Origin of the sequence: Mesobacillus subterraneus (genome assembly GCF_000934845.1) — a bacterium.
In the GTDB taxonomy this organism is placed as follows: domain Bacteria; phylum Bacillota; class Bacilli; order Bacillales; family Cytobacillaceae; genus Mesobacillus; species Mesobacillus stamsii.
The window spans coordinates 1-15,461 of the sequence record NZ_JXIQ01000080.1 but is presented as its reverse complement, the minus strand read 5'-3'; the positions used below and the strand labels follow the sequence as shown (position 1 = coordinate 15,461).

11 protein-coding genes and 1 other annotated feature are annotated in these 15,461 nt (G+C 44.6%); all 11 genes read left to right on the top strand.

The window, feature by feature from the left end:
- Positions 1 to 117 precede the first annotated feature (117 nt).
- The 11 genes from rplA (at position 118) to tuf (ending at position 15,101) form a co-directional block, all read left to right on the top strand.
- Positions 118 to 810 carry a 50S ribosomal protein L1 gene (gene rplA / locus UB32_RS10315; protein ID WP_044393531.1) on the top strand — a complete coding sequence of 231 codons (693 nt, stop codon included), beginning with the start codon at positions 118 to 120 and terminating at the stop codon, positions 808 to 810.
- Between the two features lie 50 nt (positions 811 to 860).
- Positions 861 to 997, top strand: a sequence feature (ribosomal protein L10 leader region).
- 32 nt (positions 998 to 1,029) lie between these two features.
- Positions 1,030 to 1,530 (top strand): 50S ribosomal protein L10, encoded by a 501-nt coding sequence (gene rplJ / locus UB32_RS10310; RefSeq protein ID WP_044393530.1) that lies wholly within the window; start codon positions 1,030 to 1,032, stop codon positions 1,528 to 1,530.
- A gap of 55 nt (positions 1,531 to 1,585) precedes the next feature.
- Positions 1,586 to 1,948: a 50S ribosomal protein L7/L12 gene (rplL, locus tag UB32_RS10305; RefSeq protein ID WP_044393528.1), complete on the top strand. Its 363-nt coding sequence runs from the start codon at positions 1,586 to 1,588 to the stop codon at positions 1,946 to 1,948.
- 159 nt (positions 1,949 to 2,107) lie between these two features.
- Positions 2,108 to 2,710, top strand: coding sequence for a class I SAM-dependent methyltransferase (locus UB32_RS10300; RefSeq protein WP_044393526.1), 603 nt, complete (start codon positions 2,108 to 2,110; stop codon positions 2,708 to 2,710).
- A 244-nt stretch (positions 2,711 to 2,954) separates the two neighbouring features.
- A complete protein-coding gene (rpoB, locus tag UB32_RS10295) occupies positions 2,955 to 6,503 on the top strand; it encodes a DNA-directed RNA polymerase subunit beta (protein ID WP_044393525.1) in 3,549 nt (1,182 codons plus the stop codon).
- A gap of 113 nt (positions 6,504 to 6,616) precedes the next feature.
- On the top strand, positions 6,617 to 10,216 hold the full coding sequence (gene rpoC / locus UB32_RS10290; RefSeq protein ID WP_044393523.1) for a DNA-directed RNA polymerase subunit beta': 3,600 nt from the start codon (positions 6,617 to 6,619) through the stop codon (positions 10,214 to 10,216).
- A gap of 160 nt (positions 10,217 to 10,376) precedes the next feature.
- Positions 10,377 to 10,625, top strand: a complete 249-nt coding sequence (locus UB32_RS10285; protein WP_044393522.1) for a 50S ribosomal protein L7ae-like protein — start codon at positions 10,377 to 10,379, stop codon at positions 10,623 to 10,625.
- A 101-nt stretch (positions 10,626 to 10,726) separates the two neighbouring features.
- On the top strand, positions 10,727 to 11,149 hold the full coding sequence (rpsL, locus tag UB32_RS10280) for a 30S ribosomal protein S12 (RefSeq protein WP_023626436.1): 423 nt from the start codon (positions 10,727 to 10,729) through the stop codon (positions 11,147 to 11,149).
- Between the two features lie 39 nt (positions 11,150 to 11,188).
- Positions 11,189 to 11,659, top strand: coding sequence for a 30S ribosomal protein S7 (rpsG, locus tag UB32_RS10275; protein ID WP_044393519.1), 471 nt, complete (start codon positions 11,189 to 11,191; stop codon positions 11,657 to 11,659).
- 51 nt (positions 11,660 to 11,710) lie between these two features.
- The gene (fusA, locus tag UB32_RS10270) at positions 11,711 to 13,789 is read left to right on the top strand and encodes an elongation factor G (protein WP_044393517.1); all 2,079 of its coding nucleotides are present in this window, start codon (positions 11,711 to 11,713) and stop codon (positions 13,787 to 13,789) included.
- 124 nt (positions 13,790 to 13,913) lie between these two features.
- Positions 13,914 to 15,101: an elongation factor Tu gene (gene tuf / locus UB32_RS10265; RefSeq protein WP_044393516.1), complete on the top strand. Its 1,188-nt coding sequence runs from the start codon at positions 13,914 to 13,916 to the stop codon at positions 15,099 to 15,101.
- Positions 15,102 to 15,461 lie beyond the last annotated feature (360 nt).

Below are 15,461 nucleotides of genomic sequence, written 5' to 3'. Positions count from 1 at the left end.
GTCAAAGAACGACTTTACTGTCTGGTCTTCCAGTGCCTGTCGGGGCTGACCAAGGGGCCGCCGCTTTTCAAAGTGGGAGGGTATTCCGTTAAAACCACAATTTAGGAGGAACTAAAAATGGCTAAAAAAGGTAAAAAGTATCTTGAAGCTGCTAAGCTTGTAGATCGCTCTCAAGCGTATTCAGCTGTTGAAGCAATTGAGCTTGCTAAAAAGACAAGCACAGTTAAATTTGACGCTACCGTTGAAGCTGCTTTCCGTTTGGGAGTAGACCCTAAGAAAGCAGACCAGCAAATCCGTGGAGCAGTCGTGCTTCCAAATGGAACTGGTAAAACTCAACGTGTCCTAGTATTTGCTAAGGGTGAAAAATTAAAAGAAGCAGAAGCTGCTGGTGCAGATTATGTTGGCGATTCAGAGTACATCAACAAAATTCAACAAGGCTGGTTTGATTTTGATGTGATCGTTGCTACCCCTGATATGATGGGTGAAGTTGGTAAGCTTGGTCGTGTATTGGGACCTAAAGGCTTAATGCCAAACCCTAAGACTGGCACAGTTACTTTCGATGTAACAAAAGCAGTGAACGAAATCAAGGCTGGTAAAGTTGAATACCGCGTTGATAAATCAGGTAACATCCATGTACCTATCGGAAAGGTTTCTTTCGAAGACAACAAGCTTGTTGAAAACTTCAACACAATCTTCGAAACCATGATGAAGGTAAAGCCTGCAGCAGCTAAAGGAACATACATGAAGAACGTTACGATCTCTACAACAATGGGACCTGGCGTTAAAGTGGATCCTTCTACTGTAAAATAATAGTAGTTGACAATCAACAAAGGATTGTATATAATTCCTTTTGTTGTGAAAATAGAATTACATTTGTACCGCAGACAGCAGGGGCTTCATGCTTAATATCCTGCCGAGGTCATACGATAAAGCAAAATACTTGCTATTGTATCCTTCCTCCGTGTCTGCCATGATGCGGAGGTTTTTATTTGATCGGTATAAATGCAGAAATCTACAGGAGGTGTAAGGATGAGCACAATTATCGAAGCGAAAAAACAAATTGTAGACGAAATTGCTGGCAAATTGAAAGAAAGCAAATCAACAATCATTGTTGATTACCGTGGACTTTCCGTTGCTGAAGTAACGGCACTTCGTAAAGAGCTTCGCGAAGCTGGTGTTGAATTCAAGGTTTACAAAAACTCGATGACACGCCGTGCTGCGGAAGCTGCTGATCTTGCTGACTTAAACGCATCTTTAACAGGACCAAACGCAATTGCGTTCAGTACGGAAGATGTTGTTGCACCAGCTAAGATTCTTAATGAATTCGCTAAGAAGCACGAAGCCCTTGAAATCAAAGCAGGCGTAGTTGAAAGCAATATCGTTACAGTAGAAGAAATTAAGGCACTTGCAGACCTGCCATCTCGCGAAGGTCTACTTTCTATGCTACTCAGCGTACTTCAAGCTCCAATTCGCAATCTTGCTCTTGCTGCAAAAGCTGTTGCAGACCAGAAAGAAGAGCAAGGCGCGTAAGCTAACAATCAATACCGTTTAACAATAAAAATTACCTATTAGGAGGAAATAAATCATGACTAAAGAACAAATCATTGAAGCAGTTAAAAGCATGACTGTTTTAGAGCTTAACGATCTAGTAAAAGCAATCGAAGAAGAATTCGGCGTAACTGCTGCTGCACCAGTTGCAATGATGGGTGGAGCTGCTGGAGCTGTTGTTGAAGAGCAAACTGAATTTGACGTAGTTCTTGCATCAGCTGGCGACCAGAAGATCAAGGTTATCAAAGTTGTTCGTGAAATCACAGGTCTTGGCCTTAAAGAAGCGAAGGAAGTTGTTGACAACGCTCCTAAAGCAGTTAAAGAAGGCGTTTCTAAAGAAGAAGCAGAAGAAGTCAAAGCTAAGCTTGAAGAAGTTGGAGCTAACGTCGAAGTTAAGTAATCCATTTACAATAAAAAGCTCGCTGTTTAAGCGAGCTTTTTTCTCTTTTTTTCTTTTAATTTTTGCTTTTTTTCTTTTGAAAGTTTATACTACCGCAGTAGCGCTGTAATCCGCGATCGCATTCTTCTAGCTTAGAGTCCCCATGGAGGTGAGAGGTTTTTGACTGAACATTATTACTCCCGCAAACCCAGTACTGTAAGTAATCCTGAGAAATGGCAAAGTGAATTGAAGGGGAATAGCTTCCACTTTAAGACGGACAGCGGCGTTTTTTCGAAAAAGGAAGTCGATTTCGGGTCAAGATTATTGATCGACACTTTCGAACTGAATAAAGCAGATGGAATAGTCCTGGATGTCGGATGTGGATATGGACCGATTGGACTTTCGATTGCGAAAGCTTATCCAGAAGCGATGGTCCATATGGTGGATGTAAATGAAAGGGCGCTTATGCTTGCTGAAGAAAATGCATCCGAAAATAAAGTTGACAACGTGAAAATCTATGAAAGCGACCGGCTGACCGAGGTAGAAGAAAAAGGATTCGATGCAATTCTCACAAATCCGCCGATTCGTGCCGGAAAAAAGGTAGTGCATGATTTTTTCGAACAAAGTCTTCAACATTTAACTGAAGGTGGAGAGCTATGGGTAGTCATCCAAAAGAAACAGGGTGCGCCATCCGCAGGAGAAAAAATGAATGCACTGTTTGGCAATGTAGAGATTGAGGCGAAAAGTAAAGGATATTTTATTCTCAAATCTGTTAAATGTTGACGTGAGAAAACCGCTATGATAATATTATAAAATGCCAATATATTAGTTTCCTGTTTGCATGCTAATTTCATCAGAAGTTGTATAATTTTGGGCATAAAGGGAAAACTAACAAAATAATTGTTCGTTGCAGGAAATGTGGTTTTTAGGTGAAAACCCTTTTTCTTTTTGTCTTTGGAAATGGAGGAAACTTCATGGACAAGGCAGGGATTATGAATAATAACGCTTGATTTGAGGGGTGAATCAGTTGACAGGTCAACTAGTTCAGTATGGACGACACCGCCAACGTAGAAGTTATGCTCGCATTAGTGAAGTTTTGGAATTGCCGAATTTAATTGAAATTCAAACCTCTTCCTATCAGTGGTTTCTTGATGAGGGCCTTCGTGAAATGTTCCAGGACATTTCACCGATTGAAGACTTTACCGGGAACTTATCATTAGAGTTTATCGATTACAGTCTTGGCGAACCGAAATATCCAGTCGAAGAATCAAAAGAAAGAGATGTCACATACTCTGCTCCATTGCGAGTAAAAGTCCGCCTTGTCAATAAGGAAACAGGAGAAGTAAAGGACCAGGATGTCTTCATGGGCGACTTCCCGCTAATGACAGAAACGGGAACCTTTGTCATTAACGGTGCGGAAAGAGTTATTGTTTCCCAGTTAGTGCGTTCACCAAGCGTCTACTACAGCGGGAAACTTGATAAGAACGGGAAAAAAGGGTTCACTGCGACCGTGATCCCAAACCGTGGCGCCTGGTTAGAGTATGAAACAGATGCCAAGGATGTTGTATATGTAAGGATCGATCGTACGAGGAAGCTCCCTGTTACGGTTCTTTTGCGTGCATTAGGGTTCGGTTCTGATCAAGAAATCATTGATCTGATCGGCGATAACGAATATATCCGGAATACACTTGAAAAAGACAATACGGAAAGTGCGGAAAAAGCGCTCCTCGAAATATACGAGCGTCTCCGTCCTGGTGAACCGCCTACAGTTGACAACGCAAAAAGCCTGCTTGTGTCAAGATTCTTTGATCCAAAACGCTATGATCTTGCAAATGTAGGACGTTATAAAATGAACAAAAAGCTCCATATTAAAAACCGTTTATTCGGGCAAAAGCTTGCAGAAACATTAGTAGATCCTGAAACAGGTGAAATCATCGCAGAAAAAGGCGTTACTCTCGACCGTCGTACGCTGGATAAGATTATCCCTGCGCTTGAAAACAATGTTGGCTTCAAGACAATCAGCCCATACGGCGGCGTGGTGGAAGAGGATGTAACGCTGCAAAGCATTAAAATCTACTCTCCGAACGATGTTGAGGGCGATAAAGAAATTAATGTTTTAGGGAACGCCTATGTCCCGGAACCAATTAAAAACATCACGCCAGCTGATATCATTGCATCCATCAGCTACTTTTTTAACTTGCTGCACGGTGTTGGCGACACAGATGATATCGACCATTTAGGAAACAGACGTTTGCGGTCTGTTGGGGAACTGTTGCAAAACCAATTCCGCATTGGTTTATCCAGAATGGAGCGGGTTGTCCGGGAAAGAATGTCCATTCAGGACACAAACACGGTAACACCACAGCAATTAATCAATATCCGCCCGGTTATTGCGTCTATTAAAGAGTTCTTTGGCAGCTCTCAGCTATCACAGTTCATGGATCAGACGAACCCGTTGGCTGAACTGACACATAAAAGGCGTCTTTCGGCATTGGGACCTGGTGGTCTTACACGGGAACGCGCTGGTTTCGAAGTGCGTGACGTTCACTACTCGCATTACGGACGTATGTGCCCGATTGAAACACCTGAAGGTCCAAACATCGGTTTGATCAATTCACTTTCTAGTTTTGCAAAGGTGAACCGCTTTGGATTCATCGAGACTCCATACCGCCGTGTTGACCCTGAAACAGGGAAAGTAACAACCCATTTTGATTACTTAACAGCGGATGAAGAAGATAATTATGTTGTGGCACAAGCGAATGCTCGTCTTACTGACGATGGTTCTTTTGAGGATGAGGAAGTAATTGCCCGCTTCCGTGGAGAAAACACTGTTGTAAAGCGTGATCGCGTTGATTACATGGACGTATCGCCTAAGCAGGTTGTATCTGCAGCGACTGCATGTATTCCATTCCTTGAAAATGATGACTCCAACCGTGCCTTGATGGGTGCTAACATGCAACGTCAAGCAGTTCCGTTGATGCAGCCAGAAGCGCCGGTAGTCGGAACCGGAATGGAGCACGTCTCTGCAAAAGATTCCGGAGCTGCCGTCATCTGTAAGCATGAAGGGATTGTCGAGCATGTGGAGGCACGTGAAGTTTGGGTACGCCGCGTCCAAGAAATAGACGGGCAGGAAGTCAAGGGTGATCTTGATAAGTACCGAATGCTGAAATTCATCCGTTCCAACCAGGGTACATGCTACAACCAGCGGCCGATCGTAAGTGTTGGCGACCGAGTAACCAAAGGGGAAATCCTTGCAGATGGCCCTTCGATGGAAAAAGGAGAACTCGCACTTGGACGGAATGTCCTTGTTGGTTTCATGACTTGGAATGGTTATAACTATGAGGATGCGATCATTATGAGTGAGCGCCTCGTTAAAGATGATGTGTACACATCCATCCATATAGAAGAATATGAGTCCGAATCGCGTGATACAAAACTTGGACCAGAAGAAATCACTCGCGATATTCCGAATGTTGGGGAAGATGCATTAAGAAACCTTGACGAGCGCGGAATCATCCGTGTTGGTGCCGAAGTAAAAGATGGAGATCTTCTGGTAGGGAAGGTAACACCTAAAGGGGTTACTGAATTGACTGCGGAAGAGCGTCTCCTTCATGCGATCTTCGGTGAAAAAGCTAGGGAAGTGCGGGATACTTCTTTGCGCGTTCCTCACGGCGGCGGCGGTATTGTTCTTGACGTCAAAGTGTTCAACCGTCAAGATGGCGACGAGCTTCCTCCTGGAGTAAACCAACTTGTCCGAGCTTACATCGTGCAGAAGCGTAAGATTTCTGAAGGGGACAAAATGGCGGGACGCCACGGGAACAAAGGGGTTATCTCAAAAATCCTTCCGGAAGAGGATATGCCTTTCTTACCGGACGGAACACCAGTTGATATCATGCTTAACCCACTAGGGGTACCTTCACGTATGAATATCGGTCAGGTGCTTGAGCTTCACCTTGGCATGGCGGCGCGATACCTTGGTATCCATGTTGCTTCACCAGTTTTCGACGGTGCCCGTGAGGAAGACGTATGGGCGACGATCGAGGAAGCAGGGATGGCAAGGGACGCTAAGACCATCCTTTATGATGGCCGCACAGGTGAGCCTTTCGACAATCGTGTATCTGTCGGTGTTATGTATATGATCAAGCTTGCCCACATGGTAGACGATAAGCTCCACGCTCGTTCTACTGGACCATACTCACTAGTTACGCAGCAGCCACTTGGCGGGAAAGCCCAGTTCGGCGGACAGCGTTTTGGCGAGATGGAAGTTTGGGCGCTTGAAGCATACGGCGCAGCATACACCCTGCAGGAAATTTTAACTGTCAAGTCCGACGATGTTGTTGGACGCGTGAAAACATACGAAGCAATCGTTAAAGGCGAAAACGTTCCAGAACCAGGTGTCCCTGAGTCATTCAAAGTATTGATGAAAGAACTTCAGAGTCTTGGTATGGACGTCAAAATCCTTTCAGGCGATGAAAAAGAAATCGAAATGCGCGACTTCGATGAAGATGAAGAAATGCAGCATGCTGAAACATTGACAATTGCTCCTGAAGCAGAAAAAGTGGGAATGAAGGAATAGGATCGTCTAATTGGCACACGTGTACAAACAGTTGAATAACAGTATTGTTCACGTGTGTTCCATTTTGGATGGCCATAAGGGTAAAACCCTAGATAAAAAGGGAGGTAGGCCCCTTGCTAGATGTTAATAATTTTGAGTACATGAAAATCGGCCTCGCTTCACCAGACAAGATTCGATCATGGTCTTTTGGTGAAGTGAAAAAGCCGGAAACAATCAACTATCGTACTTTAAAGCCTGAAAAAGACGGCTTATTCTGTGAACGTATTTTCGGTCCAACAAAAGACTGGGAATGTCATTGCGGAAAGTACAAGAGAGTCCGTTACAAAGGCGTGGTCTGTGACCGATGCGGTGTGGAAGTAACTCGTGCAAAAGTCCGTCGTGAAAGAATGGGGCATATTGAGCTAGCGGCTCCTGTTTCTCATATTTGGTACTTCAAAGGGATTCCTAGCCGCATGGGGCTTGTCCTTGACATGTCTCCGCGTGCACTGGAAGAAATTATTTACTTTGCATCCTATGTGGTAACGGAGACTGGTGATACTGCTCTTGAAAAGAAGCAGTTGTTATCGGAGAAAGAATACCGTGCTTACCGTGAAAAATACGGCAATAAGTTCCAGGCAGCAATGGGAGCAGAAGCAATCAAAAAGCTGCTATCTGACCTCGACCTGGATAAGGAAGCAGATATGCTAAAAGAAGAATTGCGAACTGCCCAAGGCCAGCGTCGTACTCGTGCGATCAAGCGTCTTGAGGTAGTAGAAGCATTCCGCGGGTCAGGCAATGAGCCATCATGGATGATCCTGGATGTTCTTCCTGTCATACCACCAGAACTTCGCCCGATGGTTCAGCTTGACGGTGGACGTTTCGCAACTTCCGACCTAAATGACCTTTACCGCCGGGTAATCAACCGTAACAACCGACTTAAGCGTCTTCTTGACCTTGGTGCACCTAGCATTATCGTCCAAAACGAAAAGCGTATGCTTCAGGAAGCTGTTGACGCGTTGATCGATAACGGCCGCCGCGGTCGTCCAGTAACTGGACCAGGTAACCGTCCATTGAAGTCCCTTTCTCATATGCTGAAGGGCAAGCAAGGCCGTTTCCGTCAAAACCTTCTTGGTAAGCGTGTCGACTACTCTGGTCGTTCTGTTATCGTTGTAGGTCCTAACCTGCAAATGTATCAGTGCGGTCTACCTAAGGAAATGGCACTTGAGCTGTTCAAGCCATTCGTAATGAAAGAATTAGTGCAAAAAGGTTTAGCGCACAACATTAAGTCTGCTAAACGTAAAATAGAGCGCGTTAGCCCTGAGGTTTGGGATGTTCTAGAAGATGTAATCAGAGAGCACCCAGTATTGCTTAACCGTGCCCCAACTCTTCACAGATTGGGAATCCAGGCTTTCGAACCGACATTGGTAGAAGGACGCGCAATTCGTCTTCACCCGCTAGTATGTACAGCTTATAACGCCGACTTCGACGGGGACCAGATGGCTGTCCACGTTCCGCTTTCTGCTGAAGCACAAGCGGAAGCACGTTTGTTAATGCTTGCCGCACAGAACATCCTGAACCCTAAGGACGGCAAGCCGGTTGTTACTCCTTCACAGGACATGGTATTGGGGAACTACTACCTGACACTTGAAAGAGAAGGCGCTGTCGGTGAGGGGATGGTCTTCAAGGATACAAACGAAGCATTAGTTGCCTATCAAAATGGCTACGTGCATCTTCATACACGCGTTGCTGTTGCCGCTTCGTCCCTTGGCAACCAAACATTTACGAAGGAGCAAAACGGTCAGCTTTTGATTACGACAGTTGGTAAGTTGATTTTCAATGAAATCCTTCCAGCTTCCTTCCCATATATAAATGAGCCTTCCAAACAAAACCTAGAGGAGAAAACTCCGGAAAAGTATTTTGTAGAAAAAGGTGCAGATATCAAGGAAGTAATCAAAAGTAAGCCATTGGTTGATCCATTCAAGAAAAAAATCTTAGGAAACATCATTGCGGAAGTTTTCAAGAAGTTCAAGATCACCGAAACTTCAAAAATGCTGGACCGGATGAAGGGCCTTGGATTCCAATACTCAACGAAAGCTGGTATTACGGTTGGTGTTGCAGATATCGTGGTTCTTAAAGAGAAGAAGGAAATCATATCTGAGGCGCAAACCAAGGTAGATAATGTCCTTAAACAGTTCAGACGCGGTTTAATTACTGAAGATGAGCGTTATGACAGAGTTATTTCTATCTGGAGCCAGGCGAAGGATGATATCCAGTCGAAGTTGATGAACTCTCTGGATAATTCCAACCCAATTTTCATGATGAGTGACTCCGGTGCCCGTGGTAATGCATCTAACTTTACGCAGCTTGCTGGTATGCGTGGTTTGATGGCTAACCCGGCTGGACGGATCATTGAGTTACCGATTAAATCAAGTTTCCGTGAAGGTTTAACCGTATTGGAGTATTTCATCTCTACTCATGGTGCTCGTAAAGGACTTGCCGATACAGCGCTTAAGACTGCTGACTCCGGTTACCTGACGCGTCGTCTTGTAGATGTAGCCCAGGATGTCATTGTTCGCGATGATGACTGCGGCACAGATAGAGGCCTATACATCAAAGCTCTTAAGGATGGCACCGAAGTCATCGAAACACTGGAAGAGCGTTTGATTGGCCGCTACGCAAGAAAAGCAATCAAACATCCGGAAACGAAAGCTGTGATGGTCCCAGAGAACGGGTTGATCACAGAAGATTTGGCAGCTGAAGTGACAGCGGCTGGAGTGGAAGATGTTTGGATTCGTTCTGCATTCACATGTAACACTCGTCACGGCGTATGTAAGAAGTGCTACGGCCGCAACCTTGCAACTGGCCAGGAAGTGGAAGTAGGAGAAGCAGTCGGTATTATCGCTGCCCAGTCAATCGGTGAGCCAGGAACACAGCTTACCATGCGTACTTTCCATACCGGTGGTGTTGCGGGAGACGATATTACACAAGGTTTGCCGCGTATTCAAGAATTGTTTGAAGCACGTAATCCGAAAGGGCAGGCTGTCATCTCTGAATTGGAAGGTGTCGTAGTAGGCATCAACGAAGGAAAAGATCGTCAGCAGGAAATCGTTATTCAGGGAGAAATTGAGAGCCGAACATACAATGCGCCATACACAGCCCGCTTGAAGGTTGCAATAAATGACCATGTAGAACGCGGCCAGGAACTCACTGAAGGTTCGATCGATCCTAAGGAACTTTTAAGAGTCAAAGATGTTCAATCTGTGCAGGAATACTTATTGAAAGAAGTTCAAAAGGTATACCGTATGCAGGGGGTTGAAATCGGCGACAAACACGTAGAAGTAATGGTACGCCAAATGATGCGCAAGATCAGGGTAATAGATGCTGGCGAAACAGATGTACTTCCTGGCACATTGCTTGAGATCCATCAGTTTACCGACGCAAACCGTAAGGCGCTTCTTGAAGGAAAAACACCGGCAACAGGCCGTCCAGTATTGCTTGGTATCACGAAAGCTTCACTTGAGACGGATTCATTCCTGTCAGCGGCGTCCTTCCAGGAAACAACAAGAGTGCTCACAGATGCAGCAATCAAAGGCAAACGAGATGAGCTCCTCGGCCTGAAAGAAAATGTTATCATCGGAAAACTTGTTCCTGCTGGAACTGGCATGCAGCGCTACAGACAAGCTGAACCAATTTCAATAGAAGAAGAAAACGAAGATGTCATCACTGTAGAATAAGAAATAAGTGCGGTGCTCTCTGCTTCGGCAGAAAGTACCGCCTTTTTAAAAAACAAAAGCGACCTTGCGAAAAAACTCTATAAATATTGTTGACATTCTGTGCACAAAGTGATAATATTTCAAAGGTGCTCCTATTTACTGGTTACTTTGGAGGATATCGATGTCTTATGAAAAAGTAGCTGCGGCTAAAAAGATTATAGTAGGATCAAAGCAAACAGTGAAAGCACTGAAGGCTGGCGAAGTAATCGAACTGGTCATTGCCAAGGATGCTGACATGAAAGTGACAGCAAACCTATTGCAAATTGCCAAGGAAAGAAACATCGCCATCACCTATGTCGACTCTATGAAAAAGTTAGGATCGGCATGCGGAATTGCCGTCGGAGCCTCAGCTGTGGCGATAACCAAGTAAAAACTGTTTTTGCAGAGGGCTGCAAGGACTTTGTTTTTTGCAAAAAAATGAACCACCTGGATGTGTGGGCTTACACAAAAAGTGAAGGGAGGAAAATGATCATGCCTACAATTAACCAATTAGTGCGCAAGCCACGTAGCTCAAAAGAGGAGAAGTCAAAATCTCCGGCGCTAAATAAAGGTTACAACAGCTTCAAAAAAGCACAAACTAACGTTTCTTCACCACAAAAGCGTGGTGTATGTACTCGTGTTGGGACTATGACTCCTAAGAAGCCAAACTCAGCATTGCGTAAATACGCTCGTGTACGTTTAACTAACGGAATCGAGGTAACAGCTTATATCCCTGGTATCGGGCACAACCTTCAAGAGCACAGCGTTGTTCTTATCCGCGGAGGACGTGTAAAAGACTTACCGGGTGTTCGTTACCACATCGTTCGTGGTGCTCTTGATACTGCTGGTGTGAACAACCGTATGCAGGGCCGTTCTAAGTACGGTACTAAGAGACCGAAAGCAGCAAAAAAATAATAATTAAACTAGAAACCCTTTTTGAAAGGAGGAAATTACATGCCACGTAAAGGTCCAGTTGCAAAGAGAGATGTATTGCCGGATCCGATTTACAACTCAAAGCTTATCACTCGCTTGATCAACAAAATGATGATCGATGGGAAGAGAGGTAAATCACAAAAGATCCTTTATTCAGCCTTTGATATTATTCGTGAGCGTTCAGGTAAAGAGCCAATGGAAGTGTTTGATGCCGCTCTTAAGAACATCATGCCTGTTTTAGAAGTAAAAGCACGCCGTGTAGGTGGAGCTAACTATCAAGTACCAATTGAGGTGCGTGCAGACCGCCGTACAACTCTTGGTCTTCGCTGGTTAGTAAACTACTCACGTCTTCGTGGGGAAAAGACAATGGAAGAGCGTCTTGCTAACGAAATTCTTGATGCAGCCAACAACACTGGGGCTTCCGTTAAGAAACGCGAAGACACACACAAAATGGCGGAAGCAAACAAAGCATTCGCTCACTATCGTTGGTAATCTTACCTTCAATTTAAAAACAACATTTATACTAGGAAGGAGAAAGACCAAATGGCAAGAGAGTTCTCCTTAGATAAAACTCGTAATATTGGAATCATGGCTCACATTGATGCTGGTAAAACAACAACAACTGAGCGTGTTCTATATTATACAGGCCGTATCCATAAAATCGGCGAAACTCATGAAGGTGCTTCTCAAATGGACTGGATGGAGCAAGAGCAAGAGCGTGGAATCACGATCACTTCTGCTGCAACAACCGCTTCATGGAAAGAGCATCGGGTGAACATCATCGACACACCAGGACACGTAGACTTCACAGTTGAAGTGGAACGTTCTCTTCGTGTGCTAGATGGTGCAGTAGCAGTACTTGACGCTCAGTCAGGTGTAGAGCCTCAAACAGAAACAGTATGGCGTCAGGCTACTACTTACGGAGTGCCACGGGTTGTATTCGTTAATAAAATGGATAAGCTTGGTGCAGACTTCCTATATTCTGTTTCAACACTCCATGATCGTTTACAAGCGAACGCACATCCAATTCAGCTCCCAATTGGAGCGGAAGATGAGTTCGAAGCGATCATCGACCTAGTTGAAATGAAAGCTTTCTTCTATTCGAATGACCTTGGTACAGATATCACTGTCGGGGAAATTCCTGAAGAACATAGGGCTCAAGCAGAAGAATATCATGAAAAGCTTGTGGAAGCGGTAGCTGAGCTTGACGAAGAATTAATGGAAAAATACCTTGGCGGAGAAGAGCTAACAGTCGAAGAGATTAAAGCTGCGATCCGTAAAGGTACCATAAACGTCGAGTTCTACCCAGTTATCTGTGGTTCAGCGTTCAAAAACAAAGGTGTTCAGCTAATGCTAGACGCTGTTATCGACTATCTTCCATCTCCGCTTGATGTACCTGCAATCCAGGGACATCTACCGGATTCAGAAGAAGTAGTTGAGCGTCACTCTGACGACAGTGAGCCATTCTCTGCGCTTGCGTTCAAAGTTATGACGGACCCTTATGTTGGTAAATTAACATTCTTCCGCGTTTACTCCGGTACTCTTGAGTCTGGTTCATATGTACAGAACTCGACTAAAGGAAAGCGTGAGCGTATTGGCCGTATCCTGCAGATGCACGCAAACAGCCGCCAGGAAATCTCTAAGGTTTATGCGGGTGATATTGCAGCAGCTGTCGGTTTGAAAGATACTACAACAGGTGACACTCTATGTGATGAAAAGAACCTTGTTATTTTGGAATCCATGCAGTTCCCTGAACCAGTAATTCAGTTATCTGTTGAGCCTAAGTCAAAAGCTGACCAGGACAAGATGACAACTGCATTGCAAAAACTTCAAGAAGAAGATCCTACATTCCACGCTCACACTGACCAGGAAACTGGGCAGGTAATCATCGCTGGAATGGGTGAACTGCACCTTGACATTATTGTTGACCGAATGAAGCGCGAATTTAAAGTGGAAGCTAATGTAGGTGCACCTCAGGTTGCATACCGCGAAACGTTCCGTGAATCAGCGAACGTGGAAGGAAAATTCGCTCGTCAATCCGGTGGACGTGGTCAATACGGGCACGTTTGGATCGAGTTCTCTCCTAACGAAGAAGGAAAAGGCTTTGAATTCGTGAACGGAATCGTCGGTGGTGTTGTTCCTCGTGAATACATCCCAGCTGTTCAAGCTGGTCTTGAAGACGCCATACAGCGCGGAGTACTTGCAGGATATCCACTAGTTGACATCAAAGCAAGACTTTTTGATGGTTCATACCACGATGTTGACTCCTCTGAAATGGCGTTTAAAATCGCTGCTTCAATGGCACTTAAGAATGCTGCTTCCAAGTGTAAGCCAGTCATTCTTGAACCAGTCATGAGAGTTGAAGTTGTCATTCCTGAAGAATATCTTGGTGATATTATGGGTATGATCACTGCTCGTCGCGGACGCGTCGAAGGTATGGGTGCTCGCGGTAATGCGCAAGTTGTTCGTGCGATGGTTCCACTATCAGAAATGTTTGGTTATGCAACGGCTCTTCGTTCAAGCACACAAGGACGCGGTGTATTCTCCATGCACTTCGATCATTACGAAGAAGTTCCTAAATCCGTTTCTGAAGAGATCATCAAAAAAAATAAAGGTGAATAATTGATTTTCATCTTTTAATCAAGTATAACTACTAATGTAAGCATAACGCTGTGGAATAGGGTTTCCTATTTCACGGTACATTAAAATATACTTAATTTTCATATATTAAAGGAGGATTTTTCTAATGGGAAAAGCTAAATTCGATCGTTCAAAGCCACACGTTAACATTGGTACAATTGGTCACGTTGACCATGGTAAAACTACATTAACAGCTGCTATCACAACTGTTCTTTCTAAGCAAGGCGGCGGAGAAGCACGCGGTTACGACCAAATCGACGCTGCTCCAGAAGAGCGCGAGCGCGGGATCACAATCTCCACTGCTCACGTTGAGTATGAAACACCTAGCCGTCACTATGCACACGTTGACTGCCCAGGACACGCTGACTATGTTAAAAACATGATCACAGGTGCTGCTCAAATGGACGGCGGTATCCTAGTAGTATCAGCTGCTGACGGCCCAATGCCACAAACTCGTGAGCACATCCTTCTTTCTCGTCAAGTAGGCGTACCTTACCTTGTTGTATTCATGAACAAATGCGACATGGTGGACGATGAAGAACTTCTTGAACTAGTAGAAATGGAAGTGCGTGACCTTCTTACTGAGTACGATTTCCCTGGCGATGACATCCCAGTTATCAAAGGTTCTGCTCTTAAAGCTCTTGAGGGAGATCCACAATGGGAAGAAAAAATCAACGAGCTTATGGCTGCAGTTGACGAGTACATCCCAACTCCAGAGCGTGACACAGAGAAGCCTTTCATGATGCCTGTTGAGGACGTATTCTCAATCACTGGCCGTGGTACAGTTGCTACTGGACGTGTAGAGCGTGGAAAAGTTAAAGTCGGTGATGTTGTTGAAATCATCGGTCTTACCGAAGCACCTAAATCTACTACTGTAACAGGCGTAGAAATGTTCCGTAAGCTTCTTGACTATGCTGAAGCTGGAGACAATATCGGCGCACTTCTTCGTGGTGTAGCGCGTGAAGAAATTCAACGTGGACAAGTACTTGCTAAGCCAGGTTCTGTAAAGCCACACACAAAGTTCAAAGCAGAAGTATATGTTCTTTCAAAAGAAGAAGGTGGACGACACACTCCATTCTTCACCAACTACCGTCCTCAGTTCTACTTCCGTACAACTGATGTAACTGGTATTGTGCACCTTCCAGAAGGCGTAGAAATGGTTATGCCTGGCGACAACATCGAAATGACTGTTGAACTGATCGCTCCAATCGCTATTGAAGAAGGAACTAAGTTCTCCATTCGTGAAGGCGGTCGTACAGTAGGCGCTGGCGTAGTTGCAACAATCACTGAGTAATTTTTTAAAAATATAAATCTGGATTACGATCCGGATGAAGGAGCAGCTGGGTGACGATCCAGCTGCTTTTTTTTATGGAGAAAACCAACAAGGAGAGTCAAACTATACGCGGAAATATAGAGAAGGATATACCTGTCTATTTAATGATATGTCTGGTTTTGAAAAAGAGAGGGGTTTACACAAAATGCAGTATTTCTCGAGAAAAGTTAAAGTAAATATAATTCAGAATATATAAGGAGAGCAACATGTGCCCAATCAAGAGTGAAAGAGAAACTGACAGTCACATAAAGGAGCAACATGTGCCCGATAAAGAGTGAAAGAGAAACAGACGGTCACATAAAAGAGCAATATGTGCCCGAT